Genomic DNA, 18,182 nt, shown 5'->3' with positions numbered 1-18,182 from the left:
AGGAGAAGCACGATGAAACAAGATGAAAGAAAAGCCCTTATTGGCAAATACATTCTATTGATTCTAGGATCGGTTCTGATTTTAGTGCCACTCCTTGCTACCCTCTTTAGTTCCTTCAAACCCACCAAGGATATCGTAGACAATTTCTTTGGATTTCCAACCAACTTCACATGGGATAACTTTAGTCGCCTCTTAGCGGATGGCATCGGAGGCTATTATTGGAACTCTGTCGTCATCACTGTCTTGTCTTTACTTGCAGTAATGATCTTTATCCCTATGGCAGCCTACTCCATCGCTCGTAATATGAGTAAGAGAAAAGCCTTTACCATCATGTATACCCTCTTGATCCTTGGGATTTTCGTACCTTTCCAAGTTATCATGATTCCGATTACGGTTATGATGAGTAAACTCGGTTTGGCTAACACCTTTGGTTTGATCTTGCTCTACTTGACTTATGCAATTCCACAAACCCTCTTCCTCTATGTCGGCTATATCAAAATCTCGATTCCAGAAAGTCTGGATGAAGCAGCTGAGATCGATGGGGCTAATAAATTTACAACCTATTTCCGCATTATCTTCCCAATGATGAAACCCATGCATGCGACAACCATGATCATCAATGCCCTTTGGTTCTGGAATGACTTTATGTTGCCACTCCTTGTCTTGAACCGGGATTCCAAAATGTGGACTCTGCCTTTGTTCCAATACAACTACGCAGGCCAATATTTCAACGACTACGGACCAAGCTTTGCCTCTTACGTGGTCGGCATTATCAGTATCACGATTGTCTATCTCTTCTTCCAACGCCATATCATCGCAGGAATGAGCAACGGCGCAGTGAAATAAGAAATAAGATACAAAGGGACGATTCAGCTTGCTGAAAATTTCTGTAGAAAAATAGGAAATCGACGTAGTGTGCTTGCACACAAGGAGATTTATCTTTTTTCCTAAGAAATTAGTCCCGTGTTCAATTCCGTATACAAAGGGACGATTCAGCTTGCTGATTTAAATCGTATCCTATGAAGCAATTCTTAAAATACATAAACTTATAAAAGCCAGGTCTCTTCAGACTTGGCTTTCAAAAAAGGAAAGGAAACCATTATGTCAATTCAAAATAAGACCATGTTAATTACTTACTCAGATAGCTTGGGAAATAACCTTAAGGATCTCTATGAAAATCTGGAGAAATATTTTGGAGATGCAGTAGGTGGGGTTCACCTCTTGCCATTTTTCCCATCAACCGGTGACCGTGGCTTTGCGCCTGTGGATTATGATCAAGTAGATCCAGCCTTTGGAGATTGGGAAGATGTCAAACGCCTGGGGGACAAGTACTATCTCATGTTTGACTTTATGATCAATCACATTTCCCGTCAGTCTAAATACTACAAAGATTATCAAGAGAAGCACGACCAAAGTGCTTACAAGGATCTCTTTCTTAACTGGGACAAGTTCTGGCCGGAGAATCGTCCAACTCAAGCAGACGTAGACTTGATTTATAAGCGCAAAGATCGAGCTCCCAAGCAAGAAATTACCTTTGCGGATGGGACAACTGAGCATCTCTGGAATACCTTCGGGGAAGAGCAGATTGACTTGGACGTGACCAAGGAAGTGACCATGGACTTTATTCGCAAGACCATCGAACATTTGGCGAGCAATGGTTGTGACCTCATTCGCCTAGATGCCTTTGCCTATGCAGTCAAGAAGTTGGACACCAATGATTTCTTCGTGGAGCCAGACATTTGGGATTTGTTGGATAAGGTGCGCGATATGGCAGCCAGCTATGGTGCTGAGCTCTTGCCAGAGATTCACGAACACTATTCCATCCAATTTAAGATTGCCGATCACGACTATTATGTCTACGACTTTGCCCTTCCAATGGTGACCCTCTATACCCTCTATAGCTCAAAAGTGGAGCGCCTTGCTAAGTGGTTGAAGATGAGTCCGATGAAGCAATTCACGACACTCGACACCCATGACGGGATTGGGGTGGTTGATGTCAAGGATATCTTGACAGATGAAGAAATTGACTATGCATCAAATGAGCTCTACAAGGTAGGAGCAAATGTGAAACGCAAATATTCAACAGCAGAGTACAACAACTTGGACATCTACCAAATCAATTCGACCTACTATTCAGCGCTTGGAGATGACGATAGTAAGTATTTCCTAGCCCGCTTGATTCAAGCCTTTGCGCCAGGTATTCCACAAGTGTATTATGTTGGATTCCTAGCTGGGAAGAATGATTTGGAACTCTTAGAAAACACCAAGGAAGGCCGCAATATCAACCGTCATTACTATAGCAATGAAGAAATTGCTCAAGAAGTAGAGCGTCCAGTTGTGAAATCCCTTCTCAAGCTCTTTAGTTTCCGGAACAACTCGCAAGCTTTTGACCTAGAAGGAAGCATTGAAGTGGAAACACCAGATGAACATACCATTGTCATCACGCGCCAAAACAAGGACCAGACCGCCACAGCAGTAGCCCGAATCAATCTTGCAGACGGGACTTACCAAGTGACAGAAAACGGTCAAGACATTGTGTTTTAAAAACAATTAAAGTCAGGCGAGACATGTTTCGGATACTCCCTTTTTGATTGGACAGATTGCTGGAGATTTTATGATTTTACAGTTTTTCTCCAATATTTTTAAAACAAAGGATTTTGCACCCCTTTCTAGTAGCATCTCTACCCTGCAAGTGATCCTTTTGGCACTTTGACCTTGTCAGGGTCTGGCCATTCAAGATCTGCTATGATCTTCGCAAATTTTGTCTCTATCTATCTTAAAAGCTTCGTATGATACTAGGAACTTTGATACAAGAAAGGATAAATATGAGGGACCTTATTCTCTACCAGGAAACATACAAGCAGTTTCATCTGCGAAATGATTATATTTCTTATATCTTTATGATTTCCCATGATGGGAAGTTGCTCCATCTTTATTATGGACCGACCTTGCCAGAAGGGGATTATCGTCATTTGGTGGAAATGAAGCACCGCCCTATGACCACTTACCGGCAAGAAGGGGATCTTCTGTATTCACTCGAACACCTGCAGCAAGAATTTCCAGAGTATGGGGCGACAGATTTTCGCCATCCTGCCTTGGAACTGTCTTTGGAAAATGGTTCTCGGCTGACAGATTTTATCTATAAGGATCATGAAATTTCAAATGGAAAACCAAGATTAGAAGGTTTACCAGCAACTTATGTTGAAAATGAGGATGAATGTCAGACCTTGCAAGTCAATCTGACCGATTCGGTGTCGGGTGTGGAGGTGAGTATTCAGTATAGTATTTTCCGAGACTTCCCTGTGATAACGAGAAGTCACCTGATCAATAATCAAGGTTCAAGTCCTCTATCCATTGAAGGAGTAACTAGTCTTTCTTTAGACCTACCTGATCGAAACTATGAGATGATACAGCTTTCTGGAGCGTGGGCTCGTGAAAGGCATATTCATTCCACATTGTTACGTCAAGGAATCCAATCAATTGAATCAACACGTGGAATCTCTAGTCATCTGCACAATCCTTTCATTGCCTTAAAACGGCCAGAAACCACTGAGAATCAAGGGGAGGTTATTGGACTCAGCCTGATTTACTCAGGAAATTTCCTCCTCCAAGCAGAAGTGGATACTTTCGATGTCACCCGACTTCAAGTGGGAATCAATCCCTTCCAATTTTGTTGGAAATTAGCCCCTGGTGCTAGCTTTACAAGTCCAGAAGCAGTTCTGGTATACAGTAGAAATGGTTTAAACGATATGAGTCAAACTTTCCATCGTCTAAATCGTACCCGTCTAGCTAGGGGAGAATGGCGAGATAAGGAGCGGCCGATTCTACTAAATAATTGGGAAGCAACTTACTTTGATTTTGATCAGGAAAAACTGCTCAGGATTGCGCAAAATGCCAAAGAAGTTGGTGTCGAATTATTTGTGTTGGATGATGGCTGGTTTGGAAAACGAACCAATGATCGAGTTGGTCTTGGAGATTGGGTTGCCAATTGCGAGCGATTTCCAGATACAATCGGGGCTTTATCAGAGAAAATTCATGATATGGGCTTGAAATTTGGTCTTTGGTTTGAACCGGAAATGGTCAACAAAGATAGTGATCTTTACCGTTCTCATCCAGACTGGATCCTAGAAGTAGCAGGTCATTCACCACGTCATGGACGAAATCAATTTGTCTTAGACTTTAGCCGTGAAGAAGTAGTAGATGCAATTTATGAGCAAATGGCGCGTGTGATTGAAGAGACGAAATTAGACTATATTAAGTGGGATATGAACCGTCCGCTTACAGATGTCTTTTCTAAATCCTTGGCTCCAGATCAGCAAGGAGAAGTGTTTCATCGGTATGTTCTAGGATTATACCACTTATATGATCGTTTAACGACAGCCTTCCCTTCTGTTCTCTTTGAATCTTGCGCTTCGGGAGGCGGTAGATTTGATCCAGGTTTGCTTTATTATGCACCCCAAACTTGGACCAGTGACGATACAGATGCAGTTGAACGGCTTAAGATCCAATACGGAACCAGTCTAGTCTATCCACTCTCGACGATGGGAGCACATGTGTCCATTGTCCCTAACCATCAAACCAATCGGATCACACCGCTTGCGACAAGGGGAAATGTCGCTTATTTTGGGGTCTTTGGTTACGAGTTGGATCTAGCAGACCTGACGCAGGCTGAGAAGGAAATAGTAAAAGAGCAAATTGCTTTTTACAAAAAAGAGCGATCTCTGATTCATCAAGGAAATTTTTACCGTTTGCGCTCTCCTTTTGACTCAAATCAAGTCGTATGGTCGGTTGTTAGTCAAAATCGTTCCCGAGTGATTCTGGCTCAGTATAAGCTATTGAACGAAGTGAACCGTGCTTATGATCGTGTGTATCTTCAAGGACTGAATGCAGATGCTCTCTATGAAGTGGACGGGAAACAGTTTAGCGGTGCAGAACTGATGTTAGCAGGTTTTAGTCTTTCAGACGCTTCCTGTGGACAGCCTTTAAATCAAGAAAAACTGAGTTGTGATTTTGACTCTCACATTTGGGTGTTTGAAGAAGTAACATAATAAGAGAAGCGAGTATCTAATTTTAGATAGTCGCTTTCAATGATTAAAAATTGAAACCGTTTACAAAACTATAAAACAATGGTACAATATCTATTGAAAGAAAGGAGGTCGCTTTATGAAAAAAATCATGTATCCATCTGCGGCCCTATTAGCAGCTTTTGCTCTATTGTCCGTCCAAACGGCAAAAGCAGACACAGCTCAAGCGTCGGATCAAGCCAATGAACCGGCAGCAACAGTCGAAGAGGTAGTGGCTTCTCCAACGCCAGAGACCACCACAGAAAATCAGGGAGAAGTGGCCGAAACGCCGACTTCAACAGACCGTGCAGTAACCCCTACAACCTCCCCAACGGAAACAACAACGGAGACGGCATCCCCTCAAGTGGAAAAACTGCTTGAAGACATGCCTCTCAAGCAAAAGGTCACCCAAATGATCATGCCGGACTTCCGTAAGTGGCAGGAGGCAGGTCAGGAGTCACCACAAGATCTTACTAAGGTCAATGCTGAAGTGGCAGAAGCTATTGATAAGTATGACTTTGGAGGTGTCATTCTTTTCGCTGAAAACGTCAAAGAAACCAAGCAGACACTGGCTCTGACACAAGATATGCAAAAGGCAGCTATTGAAAACAAGGCCAATAACGGGAAGATTCCGCTCTTGTTAGCGATTGACCAAGAAGGGGGCATCGTCTATCGATTGGGTAGCGGTACAGCTCTCCCCGGAAATATGGCCATTGGAGCGACCAATGATCCCAAACTAGCTAAAGAGGCCGGTCAAATCATCGGACGTGAACTTTCTGCACTAGGCCTGAATGTGGACTTCGCTCCGGTTCTAGATACCAATAATAATCCACAAAACCCTGTCATTGGGCTTCGTTCCTTCTCTTCTGATCCAAACCGGGTTGCTTACTTAGGTATTCCGATGATGAAAGGGATTCAAGACTACAATGTCGCTGTAGCTGCTAAGCATTTCCCAGGCCACGGGGATACAGCGGTCGATTCCCATACAGGTCTCCCATTGGTGGATAAATCTCTTACCGAACTTGAAAAATTGGAACTCCTTCCATTCAAAAAAGCCATGGATGCTGGCGTAGACCTCTTGATGACGGCCCATATCCAATACCCACAAATTGAAAAAGATCAGGTTGTGTCAAAAGAAACTGGTGAGAAAATCTATGTCCCAGCAACACTCTCTGATGATATTTTAACGGGCTTGGTACGGAAGAAATACGGCTATAAGGGCGTGATTGTTTCTGATGCCATGGGAATGGATGCTATCGCTAAGAACTTCGGTGAAGTCGAAGCTGTAAAAATGGCCATCAAGGCTGGAGTTGATTTGGTCTTGATGCCAACGACCCTTCGCAGTAAAACCGATTTAAGCAAGATTGATACCATTGTCGATGAAGTGGTGCGTGCGGTGCAAACAGGTGACATCTCAGAAGAACGTTTAAATGAGTCAGTTCGTCGGATTCTCACCCTCAAAGAAAAACGTGGGGTCCTGAATTTTGATCCAAGTGCTCGGACGCCTGAAAAAGCAGAAGAAGCAGTCGGCTCTACCCTTAATCGTGATTTGGAACGCAAGATTGCGGCAGCAGCGGTGACGGTTGTAAAAAATGAAGACAATACCTTGCCATTTAAGGTTCAAACAGGGGACCATGTCTTACTCTTAGGAGCTTTTGAAAACGAAGTTCCTGGACTGAATTTGGGTATGCGTCGCTTAATTGCTGACGGAGTACTTCCAAAAGACACCTCCTTTGTGGCCAAGAACTTCACTAAAGAATCTACCCTTGATAGTCTAAAAGAAGATCTCGAAAAAGCCACTCACATCGTAGTGATTTCAGAGATCGGTTATGAAGGGCAACTGGATAAAGATTTCTGGCGAACCAAGATCCCAACTGAAATCGTTCATTATGCCAACACCAACCATAAGAAGGCAGCTGTCCTTTCCATCTCTAAACCTTATGATGTAGCCAACTATCCAGCAGCCAAAGCTATTCTAGCAGTCTATGGAAATAAGGGAATGGATCCGACAGAATCCCTCAAGCCAGACAATGCCTTCGGTCCTAATATTCCTGCAGGAGTGGAAGTCATCTTCAATGGTAAGGAACACCTAGGTACCTTACCGGTGGATATTCCAAAAATTGTAGATGGAAAAATGTCGGAAACAGAGTACGCTTACCGTATTGGTCATGGTCTCTTCTATCCAGCACCTGCTCCATTGCCAACACCATTACCAACACCATTACCAACACCAGAAGCCCAAGACCCAACTTCACCAGTTCTAGATCCAACCCATCAGACAAAACCAGTAGTGGTTGGAAACACAGAGACACAGGTCCTTCTTAGCAAGCAAGAAAACGCAAGCTCTCTTGATGGACCACAAGTTACTCCGGTCTCTGTGTCACATGATACTGCTCAGATTCCTGCAAGTGTATCCGCTAGTCCTGCTTCATCGGTATTGCCAAAGACTGGTCAAACAGAGAACCTCCTAGCTCTTATGGGTGTCAGCCTCTTAACCTTCCTTGGATCTTTTGTCTATCCAAGAAAGAAAAACTAAGGAATGAAGAATCTCAATTGGGTCACTCCCAATTGAGATTTTTTGGTAAAACTTTACTAAAATTAACTCAAAATAGAAAATTACAAGAGGCCTAGATAGGGCAGAAAAGCTCTATTGTATGCTTTTTGAAGACAATATAAAAAATAAATAAAATTTTACTAAAAATACTTGAAGTTTTACTTTTAATCGATTATAATAAAAGTATAAAAACGTTTACAAAACTAAAAGGAGTTTCTCATGACTACATCAATCACGTCTCAAGATCTACAAGAAAAGTTTCAGGCTGTCTTTGGCGAGAAGGCTGATCATACCTTCTTTTCACCAGGACGGATTAATTTGATCGGTGAACACACCGACTACAACGGAGGGCATGTCTTCCCGGCAGCCATTACGCTTGGTACCTACGGGGCAGCAAGAAAGCGCGAAGATAAGGTCTTGCGTTTCTTCTCAGGAAATTTTGAAGACAAGGGGATCATTGAAGTCCCACTGGATCATCTTCGTTTTGAAAAAGAGCACAACTGGACCAACTATCCAAAAGGTGTGCTCCATTTCTTACAAGAAGCGGGACACGTCATTGATAGCGGTATGGACGTCTATGTCTATGGCAATATTCCAAATGGATCTGGTCTCTCCTCTTCAGCTTCTCTTGAGCTCTTGATTGGCGTCATCGCTGAGAAACTATTTGATCTTCAGTTAGACCGCTTAGATCTGGTTAAGATCGGGAAACAAACCGAAAATCACTTCATCGGGGTTAATTCTGGTATCATGGACCAATTTGCCATCGGTATGGGGGCTGATCAACGGGCTATTTATCTCGATACCAACACCCTAGAATATGATTTGGTACCGCTCGACCTTAAAGACAATGTCGTGGTCATCATGAATACCAACAAACGCCGGGAATTAGCGGATTCCAAATACAATGAACGTCGCGCGGAATGTGAAACTGCTGTCTCTGAACTCCAAGAAAAACTAGACATCCAAACCTTAGGGGAATTGGATCTCTGGGCTTTTGATGCTTACAGCTACTTGATCAAGGATGAAAATCGCATCAAACGGGCTCGTCATGCTGTACTTGAGAACCAACGGACCCTCCAAGCACGCAAGGCGCTTGAAGCAGGTGATTTGGAAGGCTTTGGCCGTCTCATGAATGCTTCCCACGTATCCTTGGAGCATGACTACCAAGTGACTGGTCTAGAATTGGATACCTTAGTGCATACAGCCTGGGAACAAGAAGGAGTGCTTGGTGCTCGAATGACGGGAGCAGGCTTTGGTGGTTGCGCCATCGCCCTCGTAAACAAAGACAAGGTTGAAGCTTTTAAAGAAGCTGTTGGCAAACGCTATGAAGAAGTTGTTGGCTATGCGCCAAGCTTCTATATTGCAGAGGTTGCTGCGGGGACACGGGTGCTTGATTAAAAAGGAGATAGGATGACAGAACTGGTATTAGATGCATTTGTCACAGCCGTCATTGATGCAAGTGACTATGAAGAGATGGATCGGATTTATCTAAAAAACCGCGTTATGAGTCGCATTGGAGAAGAAGGGCTAGATGCCCCAGCTCATCAGGCTGACTTGATCGCACTCAAAGATCAGCTGGTGGAAATCGCTGTTGCGAATAGTAAGATCCAAGATAGCATGGCCGCAAAGGACAGCTTGGGTGCAGAGTTGATGGATTGGATCACACCCAGTCCTAGTCAGGTCAATCATCGTTTCTGGAAGACTTACGGTCAGTCCAAGGAAGATGCGATTGCTGATTTCTATGCCCTCTCTAAGCGCAATGATTACATCAAGATCAAGGCGATTGCGCAAAATATCGCATTTGGAGCAGAAACTCCCTATGGCTCCCTTGAAATCACCATCAATCTGTCAAAACCTGAAAAAGATCCTAAAGACATTGCAGCGGCGAAGCTGGCTAAAGCTAGTCATTATCCAGCCTGCCAATTGTGCTTTGAAAATGAAGGCTATCAAGGTCGCCTAGACCATCCTGCCCGTGCCAATCATCGGATCATCCGCTTTGACATGGACGGTCATGATTGGGGCTTTCAATATTCCCCTTATGCCTACTTCAATGAACACTGCATTTTCCTCGATAGCCAGCATGTTCCTATGGCCATTAGCCGCAAGACCTTTGAGCGACTCTTGACCATTGTAGAGACTTTCCCAGGCTATTTTGCAGGCTCCAATGCAGATCTACCCATTGTAGGGGGATCCATCCTGACTCATGACCATTACCAAGGCGGACGCCACACCTTCCCTATGGAGCTGGCAGAGCTTGACCAAACCTTTACCATTCCTGCCTTCGAAGAGGTTCAAGTGGGCATCGTTTGTTGGCCAATGTCAGTCTTGCGTCTGCAGTCAGATAACAAGGAAGAGCTGATTAACTTGGCAGACCATATCTTAGAAAGCTGGCGAGGTTACTCGGATCAAGCTGTGCAAGTCTTAGCAGCATCCGACGGTCAGCCCCACCATACCATTACCCCCATTGCACGGATTCGTGATGGGCATTATGAACTGGACTTGGTGCTCCGTGACAACCAAACCTCACCAGAGCATCCAGATGGTATCTATCACCCACATGCGGATGTGCAACACATCAAAAAAGAAAATATCGGCCTGATCGAAGTCATGGGCTTGGCCATTTTGCCACCTCGTCTCAAAGAAGAGCTCAAGCAGGTTCAAGACTATCTACTTGGACGTGAGAATACTGTGGCGACCTACCACCAGGCTTGGGCAGATGATTTGAAAGCCACTCACCCATCCATCACAGAGGAAGCAGAGGCAGAAGCCCTTGTCCGTGAATCAGTTGGGCAGATCTTTGCGCGCGTGCTGGAAGATGCTGGAGTCTACAAGCGAACAGCAGAAGGACAAGCTGCCTTTAGACACTTTGTTGCGACGCTTTAAGTGTGGAGAAGTGGCAGAAATTTGGTACAATAAGAGAGAAGACAAGAAGCGAAAGGAAAACAAATGGCAATACTCGTACTCGGAGGAGCTGGTTACATCGGTTCCCACATGGTGGACCGTTTGGTCAATGAAGGACAGGAAAAAGTCGTCGTGGTCGATAGTCTGGTCACAGGCCACCGTGCATCGGTGCATCCAGATGCCGTCTTTTACAAAGGAGACCTGGCGGATCAAGACTTTATGCGCACTGTTTTTAAGGAACATGCAGATATCGATGCGGTCATCCACTTTGCGGCCTACTCACTGGTCGCTGAGTCCATGGCAGATCCATTGAAATATTTTGACAACAATACAGCTGGCATGGTCAAACTCTTGGAAGTCATGCATGAATGTGGGGTGCACTACATCGTCTTTTCTTCAACTGCTGCCACTTACGGGATTCCAGAAGAAATTCCAATACTTGAAACCACTCCACAAAAACCGATTAATCCCTATGGGGAAAGCAAGCTCATGATGGAAACCATCATGCGTTGGGCCGATCAAGCCTACGGGATCAAGTATGTGCCCCTTCGTTACTTTAATGTAGCGGGTGCCAAGCCAGATGGATCCATCGGGGAAGACCATGGACCAGAGACCCATCTCTTGCCGATCGTCTTGCAAGTGGCCCAAGGCAAACGCGAGAAGATCTCTATTTTTGGAGATGACTACCAGACACCAGATGGCACCAATGTTCGGGACTATGTCCATCCATTTGACTTGGCAGATGCCCATCTTTTAGCGGTAGAGTATCTCCGCAAGGGGAATGAATCGACTGCCTTTAACCTGGGCTCATCGACCGGATTCTCTAATCTTCAAATCGTTGAAGCAGCCCGCAAGGTGACGGGACATCCGATTCCACTTGAGCTGGCCGATCGCAGACCAGGAGATCCAGATACCCTGATCGCATCCTCTGAGAAGGCGCGTGCAATTCTCGGCTGGCAACCAAAATTTGACAATATCGAAACCATCATACAAACGGCTTGGGCATGGCATTCCAGCCACCCAGATGGCTACAATGATCGATAAGGAGGGGACTGCGAACATCATTTTTGAGGCTTTTCTAATAACATCTAAAAAGACATTTGATCTTGCTAAATGACTCATTTCAGAAGTCAGTCATTTCCTTAACCATCATAAAATAGTGAGGGATTCAAAATGAATAAAACCACAAAATTGTTAGCCGTCTTCTTGACAGCGGGTCTTCTTTTAGCTGGTTGCGCACAAAAAGAGACTACAAAATCTACTAGTCCATCGTCCACTAAAGCGACCAGTAAAGCAACAAGCAAATCATCTGCTAAAGAAAAGAAAAAAGAGTCATCAACTGATGAAAGCAAAAAAGAGGATGCACTAGCAGGTGCACAAAAAACCGTTCTTGAAACGAGTGATGAAGCAGGTAAGACCACTGTAACCTTATATTACAAGGGAGATACCTTGTTATTACAAGAAAAAGTTGATGATTACGACGTCTCAAAAGTTCCTGGTGAGAACCCTCTTGAAACCATGAAAGAAGCCGTCGCAAAAAGCCAAGAAAAATTCAAAGATCTGATGGGCCATGGATTTGAACTGACATCAGAATACAAAGACGGAATCTTTTATATCCGCAATACCATTGATTACACAAAAATCGATTTTAATAAATTAAAAGAAATCGTCCCAGGCTTTAATCCCCTAGATGACAAAACAGTTAGTTATTCAGTAACGAAAGACAGTCTTATCAAGGGCGGAATGGTAGAAAAATAAACCAAATAGAGAGCAGCTCAGTTCGCTGCTCTTTTTTTTGTTTTCGTATGAATTCAGGGCCATATTTTGGTAGAATAGAAATTAAGGAAAAGTAAGATTAAAGAAATTTAACTTTACTGTTGTATGCAAAAATAGCAGTACTTAATGAGGTTTTTTAATGGTAAACACTTAGTAAGAAAGAAACTTTTTTAGAATCGATTGATCATTTGTTGTCTATCATTGACAAATATAATATTAAAACTATTGCTCAACAGGTAAAACAGTTACAGATTTTGAAAGAATATGCAAATACTAATAAGGGAATGAGTTTAAGAGATAAATTGACAATATATCAAGCACTTTTCCCCCCGCATGGGGGATTAACTGACATTTACTATTGGAATAATGATGTTGAAATAAGAAAAGTAACGAATGAGACTATTACCGAATTAAAAGAGGTTATTGCTAATTATTTATTGGAACGGTAAGCTTTGCTGATATTATCGAATTATGTAAAGTCATTAAAATTAGAACTCGATTGATGATCTAAGATATTGATACTCCGGTTTGTTAAATATTTGTGTAATTATTGTAAGTTTTTGAGTGACAGCTCGGAGTTTTAAATAATGGAGAAGTGATGAACAATAAAGAATTTGAAGATTTATTTTATAAAGTCCCTGAAGGGGTTGATTATGCAGATATATTGGAAGATGTTGATCTAGAGGATGTTCCTGAAGAAACCATTCAAAAGTTGACTTCATTATCGGACAGTGATGATGACTATATACGCTATCAAGCTTCTAGATTGTTGACCATTTGGGGAATTAGAGAAGGCTTTGATATCTTGACTCAGATGTTCAGTCAAGGGCAATTAGAAGGGATGATTTCGCATCGTCTGTATGGTTATGATGATACCAATCGGATTTTTCTATATGATATCGTTAATTATTGGGCGAGCCGATATGATTTGGGCGAAGAGAAGATGGCTAGAGGAGAAATTTATCCTTATGTTTGTAAAATCATCGAACAGGCTGAGATTGGATATTATGATATTTCAACAATATATCGCTTGGTTAGTGAGGAACATTATACGGAATACATCCCCTACTTGAAACATTTCCTTGCAACCATCTTGGACAAATCTGAAGATAATTATTGGCGAATTCATGATACCTTGAAGCTATTCCTCAAGGTGGACCCTGGCTATGTGACACAGTTATTAAAAGAAAAGCAAAAATCATTAGGAGATTTTGGAATCGAGGGTAAATGTGAAAGAAATTAAATTTTATAAAGTAAATGATGATTATGGTTTTATGTCCAATTTTGCTCCCTACCCTTTTTCAGATGGTAGCAAAATCTGGCCGACATCAGAGCATTATTTTCAAGCACAAAAGTTTTTAGTGCCCCAAATTCAAGAGAAAATTCGTCACATAGTATCTCCAATGGATGCTGCTTTAGAGGGGCGCAATCGTCAAAATCCCTTGAGATCAGATTGGGAAGAGATCAAAGATGAGGTGATGCTTCAGGCCCTTCGGATGAAATTTAGCCAAAATCCAGAAATCGCGAAAGAATTGCTGGCGACAGGAGATGCCATCCTCGTCGAACATACACGAAATGACGACTACTGGGCTGATGGGGGAGATAGCTCTGGGAAGAACAAGCTAGGCCTTCTCTTAATGCAAGTACGGGAAGAGTTGAAAAACGCTAACCTGTAATCTCTCCTCTAGCTATTCCATTTAACAGTCTGGGTTTGGTATAACAGTCAACTAGATAGTTACAATGATCAACAGGAGATATTCCAGAAGACGTAATGAAAGATATTAATACAAAGAGCGGAGAATGTTCATGGAATATAGTAAACTAGGCTGGGAAGAAGTTAGTAAGTTTGAGGAAATAAAAGGTTATGGACAACCTATTTGGCGACATCATGAGAAATATTTTTTTGTTACTGATGAAGGGGGAATAGCTGAACAGAGGGTAGTCTATGAATTACCATTAGAACTATTTCAATCACCCTACCAAGTTTTTCTGAGTTACTTGAAAAGTCTAACTTAATTTGACAATTTAGGCAATAAAGAAATCCTAGACAAGCTTTTGAGCTATTCAGAAGACTTGAAATACCACTATAATCTCTATCAGCTCTTGCTTTTTCACTTTCAGAATAAGGAACCAGAGAAATTTTTTGGACTCATTGAAGACAATATAAAGAAGGTTCATTCTCTTTTTCAGACTGTCTTTAAAACATTTCTAAAGGACAAAGGGAAAATCATCAATGCCCTTCAGTTATCCTATTCCAACGCAAAATTGGAAGCGACTAATAATCTCATCAAACTTATCAAACGCAATGCCTTTTGTTTTCGGAACTTTGAAAACTTCAAGAATCGAATTTTCATCGCTCTGAATATCAAAAAAGAAAGGACGAAATTTGTCCTTTCTCGAGCTAAGCTTTTCTTCAACCCACTACAGTTGACAAAGAGCCGTAGATTTTAGGTATTTACCTTGTCTACTTAAGAGGTATCATATCATCGAGATAAAGGTGATTTGTTTGTTCCTAAGAATGAGGTTTTAGGTTTGACTTGTGGCAACTTCTGGAAAAAGCTTGTCTAGGATTTTTGGAGTGATAGCTTGTCCAGGACCTTCAGCACAATAGGTGTGAATATACATAGCGGGATTGAAGTTGAGCTCGATACAAGTGAAATGAGGTTTTTCCTTGCTAGCAGGCTGAGTTTTATCTGGAATGATGAGGTCAACCCCGCAAGCCCAGGCCCCCATGCTAGTTGCCATAGCTGCTGCCAATTCTTGGTAAGAGGAATCTATTGTCTCAGTGACATCAATAGAGTCACCACCCGTAGAAATGTTGGAGTTACGGCGGAGATTGACCTTTTTCCCTTCTGGGAGAATATCATCAGGTGCATAACCTTGCTGAGTCAACATCAATTGTTCGATGTCTCCTAGCTTAATGATTTCCAGAGGTGAGCGGTGGTCACGGCCTCGCAATGGATTGGCATTTTTCTGAGCGACTAATTCACGAATGGTGTGTTTGCCATCACCGACAACATTAGCAGCGACACGAAGGAGGACAGACTCACAACGCCCGTCCAGAATGAAGAAACGGTATTCGGTTCCTGGGATAAATTCTTCAACAAGAACAGCTGTATCTTCTGCAAAGGCAATCTCGAGAGCTTTCTTATAGTTATCAAGGCTGGCAGGCTCTTGGAAAATGGAAATGCCCAGACCGAAGTTGGTTGATTTTGGTTTAACCACAATTTGTTTGCCCTTGATAAGAGGATAGTAGGCTAGACCTTGTTCTAGACTGGTAAATTCGTCGCCGGCAGGGACAGGGAAGCCAGCATCAGCCAGGATTTTTTTGGTCACGGTTTTATTAGCCATGGCAAGAGGAACTACATAGTTGTCTTTTGAGGTCATGTTACCATTTTTGACGTACTCAACATGATCTTTATGCCAGAGTTTAAGGAATTGATCCTGCTCATCTAGGATTTCAAAATGAAGCCCTTTTTGAATGGCATCAAAGAGCAGCATCTGGGTAGAAAGTTCCATATCCTCATAACCCTTAAGAGCATAGTGGGCAGTCCAGTCGTAATCATGATAGGCAAGCGCCTTGTCAAGGGCAAAGTCAGAAAGGGACTTGTCTTTGATATGAGGAAGAAGTTGAGCAGCTAGTGTCTGACTGGAATCTGCAAAGGCATCTTTAACTTGTTTGACCAGACCTTGATGATAGTCACCAAGCCCAAAATGTTGCACCAGTTGGTCTAGAGCTGTCGTAATGTTTTGAGTTTCAGCTTCAGAAGGTAGAGGTTCTAAAGGATGAGAGAGGGCAATTTTTTCATTCAGCGCGTGACCTTGAGCCAGAGCCTGATCAACATTTTCAGGGGCATCCAGCCAGAGGAAGGCTAGAAGGAGTAGGTGTACGGTATCCATGGTAGTTTGGCTAATACCGATACGCTCAAAGGGGTTGAGGTCGAAGTTACGGAATTCTAGGTAGGTGATTCCCTTGTCAAGGAAGGAGCGATTAACCTTTTGTCCACGGAAACGAACAGCCGAGTAAAATTCCTTTTCTGCAATCAAATCACCTTGTTCGATATAGTTTTCGATGGCAGAGACATAGTCTTCAAGGCTTGCAAAAGATACTTGTATTTCTTCCTTATTGACATAACCATGGTCGCTGTTTCGGAAGGAACGCACGAGTTCTGGCACTTCTTGGTCGAAGAAGCCTTGCTCAGCAATAGGTGCAGCCCCAAAAAGATAGGTAATCACCCAACGGTAGCGCAAGTAGTTTTGAGCGAGCTTAAGATAGAGGGCGTTTTTGAAGGCAATCATATCGGTCTGATTACTTTCTTGGAATAGGGCCTCAACCAAATCTTTCCCTAGTTCCATATTATAGTGGATACCTGAGATAGCTTGTAGTTTAGTTCCGTATTTTTCGGCCAGGTAGTTACGATAATGGCGTTCAAATTCATTTTCCAGTTGGGCAACTTGGATTTCTTGGGCGTTGATACGAGGAGGCATGGACAAGGGCCAGAGAAGTTCATCTTTACTGATGGAACGTCCAGCTACATCGGTAATGGTTCCAAGAAATCGACGAGCCTCAGTGGTAGATTTAGCAACTGGTGTTATGAGTTCCATCTGAAACTCACAAAAATCTGTTTGAATATAAGGGTGGAAACTTCGAGCTCCTAGGCAGGAAGGGTGAGGCGTATGTGCTAATTTTCCCTGTCTATCGACACGAAGACTTTCGCGTTCAATTCCAAAGTTAGCTTGAAGGATAGGGCTAGTAGGCTCCAGCTTTTGAAGCAGTTGATTTATAGTCATAGAGTCACCTTTTCATCTAATGTTAGTGATAGTCTATTATAAATAGGAGAAGAAAACAACTTTCCGCTACGGTTAAGGGGAATTTCCGAATGTTTTAGATAAGAATTCTTAAAACCAGTTGTTTTTTAGCTCTATTATATGCAAAAATTGTAAAATAGCCACTGATTTTCATGTAAAATGTTATTTCTCTTGGAATTTAAATCAAATTAGCCTATACTAATGACGTATATATGAGAACGAAAGAATCCCTAGGGTCGGCACTGCACCCATAAAATGAGACACAAGAAAACACTCCTGTTGAATTCTGGTAAACTAGAAACAGGGGTGTTTTGTTATGGTCAAAAAAGCATATTCGGTAGAAACTAAGTTAGCCTGTATCGAAATGAAGAAGGCAGGTAAATCAAATAAGGTTATCATGGATACCCTCGGTATCAAAAATGCTACTCAGGTGAAAACCTGGTGGCAATGGTATCAGAATGATGAATTGTACCGTTTCCACCAACCTGTGGGGAAACAATATACTTATGGTAATGGGATGAAACAGTTATCTGAAGTAGAACAGTTACGATTGCAGGCAGAATTACTAAAAAAGTATCAGAGCTTGATAAGAGAATCGACAAAGTAAGTCTTATCAAGCTAGTAGAAGAGTATAAGAAAACGAGCCTGTATCTATTATTTTAGAATGTTTCGGCGTCAAACGCTCCACCTTTTATCACTGTAAACAGGAGTGTAAGAATTCTCAGAAAAGAGGCGAAATAGCAGATAAAATCGAACAACTCTGTATAGAAAATCACTTTATTTACGGCTATCGAACCATCACTCGCTTACTAAAGAAAGTTTATAACCTCGTCGTTAATCGCAAGAAGGTCTATCGTATCATGAAGGAAAAGGGCTACCTTTGCCGTGCCCGTCCCAAGAAGGGACCTAAATTAGGGAAGCCTTACCATGTAACAGACAATAAGCTGGATCGTGATTTTCAGGCAGACAAGCCTATGGAGAAGCTTGTCATAGACATCACCTACCTCTACTTTGGAAACTGTAGACTTTATCTATCTTCGATCATGGATCTCTATAATCGTGAAATAGTAGCTTATACC

Annotated in this window: 15 protein-coding genes and 1 pseudogene; 15 read left to right on the top strand and 1 reads right to left on the bottom strand. The window is 42.5% G+C overall.

What is annotated here, in order from left to right:
- Positions 1-12: 12 nt before the first annotated feature.
- The 13 genes and pseudogenes from AB5Y61_RS09440 to AB5Y61_RS09380 form a co-directional block, all read left to right on the top strand.
- Positions 13-846 carry a carbohydrate ABC transporter permease gene (locus tag AB5Y61_RS09440; protein ID WP_021153463.1) on the top strand — a complete coding sequence of 278 codons (834 nt, stop codon included), beginning with the start codon at positions 13-15 and terminating at the stop codon, positions 844-846.
- Positions 847-1,101: 255 nt separating this feature from the next.
- Positions 1,102-2,544, top strand: a complete 1,443-nt coding sequence (gene gtfA / locus AB5Y61_RS09435) for a sucrose phosphorylase (protein ID WP_368403963.1) — start codon at positions 1,102-1,104, stop codon at positions 2,542-2,544.
- A gap of 281 nt (positions 2,545-2,825) precedes the next feature.
- Positions 2,826-5,048 carry an alpha-galactosidase gene (locus AB5Y61_RS09430; protein ID WP_368403962.1) on the top strand — a complete coding sequence of 741 codons (2,223 nt, stop codon included), beginning with the start codon at positions 2,826-2,828 and terminating at the stop codon, positions 5,046-5,048.
- Between the two features lie 115 nt (positions 5,049-5,163).
- Positions 5,164-7,599, top strand: coding sequence for a glycoside hydrolase family 3 N-terminal domain-containing protein (locus AB5Y61_RS09425; protein ID WP_368403961.1), 2,436 nt, complete (start codon positions 5,164-5,166; stop codon positions 7,597-7,599).
- A gap of 237 nt (positions 7,600-7,836) precedes the next feature.
- Complete coding sequence (locus tag AB5Y61_RS09420) at positions 7,837-9,015, top strand: galactokinase (protein ID WP_430466292.1); 1,179 nt, start codon at positions 7,837-7,839, stop codon at positions 9,013-9,015.
- A gap of 12 nt (positions 9,016-9,027) precedes the next feature.
- The gene (gene galT, locus AB5Y61_RS09415) at positions 9,028-10,500 is read left to right on the top strand and encodes a UDP-glucose--hexose-1-phosphate uridylyltransferase (RefSeq protein WP_368403960.1); all 1,473 of its coding nucleotides are present in this window, start codon (positions 9,028-9,030) and stop codon (positions 10,498-10,500) included.
- Positions 10,501-10,563: 63 nt separating this feature from the next.
- Entirely contained in the window at positions 10,564-11,562 is a 999-nt protein-coding gene (gene galE / locus AB5Y61_RS09410; RefSeq protein WP_368403959.1) for a UDP-glucose 4-epimerase GalE, read from the top strand.
- A gap of 129 nt (positions 11,563-11,691) precedes the next feature.
- Positions 11,692-12,276 carry a DUF1307 domain-containing protein gene (locus tag AB5Y61_RS09405; RefSeq protein WP_368403958.1) on the top strand — a complete coding sequence of 195 codons (585 nt, stop codon included), beginning with the start codon at positions 11,692-11,694 and terminating at the stop codon, positions 12,274-12,276.
- 272 nt (positions 12,277-12,548) lie between these two features.
- On the top strand, positions 12,549-12,743 hold the full coding sequence (locus AB5Y61_RS09400) for a hypothetical protein (protein WP_368403957.1): 195 nt from the start codon (positions 12,549-12,551) through the stop codon (positions 12,741-12,743).
- 149 nt (positions 12,744-12,892) lie between these two features.
- Complete coding sequence (locus AB5Y61_RS09395) at positions 12,893-13,537, top strand: hypothetical protein (RefSeq protein WP_368403956.1); 645 nt, start codon at positions 12,893-12,895, stop codon at positions 13,535-13,537.
- Positions 13,524-13,970, top strand: coding sequence for an NADAR family protein (locus AB5Y61_RS09390; RefSeq protein ID WP_368403955.1), 447 nt, complete (start codon positions 13,524-13,526; stop codon positions 13,968-13,970). The genes AB5Y61_RS09395 and AB5Y61_RS09390 overlap by 14 nt, the downstream gene beginning before the upstream one ends.
- Positions 13,971-14,100: 130 nt before the next feature.
- Positions 14,101-14,310: a hypothetical protein gene (locus AB5Y61_RS09385; protein WP_368403981.1), complete on the top strand. Its 210-nt coding sequence runs from the start codon at positions 14,101-14,103 to the stop codon at positions 14,308-14,310.
- A 6-nt stretch (positions 14,311-14,316) separates the two neighbouring features.
- Positions 14,317-14,745: pseudogene (locus AB5Y61_RS09380) on the top strand (transposase); the annotation flags it as partial.
- Between the two features lie 75 nt (positions 14,746-14,820).
- On the opposite strand, the gene gshAB reads toward AB5Y61_RS09380, so the two are convergent.
- Positions 14,821-17,085, bottom strand: coding sequence for a bifunctional glutamate--cysteine ligase GshA/glutathione synthetase GshB (gene gshAB, locus AB5Y61_RS09375; RefSeq protein WP_368403954.1), 2,265 nt, complete (start codon positions 17,083-17,085; stop codon positions 14,821-14,823).
- A 334-nt stretch (positions 17,086-17,419) separates the two neighbouring features.
- On the opposite strand from gshAB, the gene AB5Y61_RS09370 reads away from it, so the two are divergent.
- A complete protein-coding gene (locus AB5Y61_RS09370) occupies positions 17,420-17,710 on the top strand; it encodes a hypothetical protein (RefSeq protein WP_439145122.1) in 291 nt (96 codons plus the stop codon).
- Positions 17,711-17,756: 46 nt separating this feature from the next.
- A partial coding sequence (locus AB5Y61_RS09365; protein ID WP_368403980.1) for an IS3 family transposase occupies positions 17,757-18,182 on the top strand: 426 nt, incomplete at its 3' end.

Origin of the sequence: Streptococcus parasanguinis (genome assembly GCF_040908565.1) — a bacterium.
Taxonomy (GTDB): Bacteria; Bacillota; Bacilli; order Lactobacillales; family Streptococcaceae; genus Streptococcus; species Streptococcus parasanguinis_AC.
This window is presented reverse-complemented; position numbering and strand designations above follow the sequence as displayed.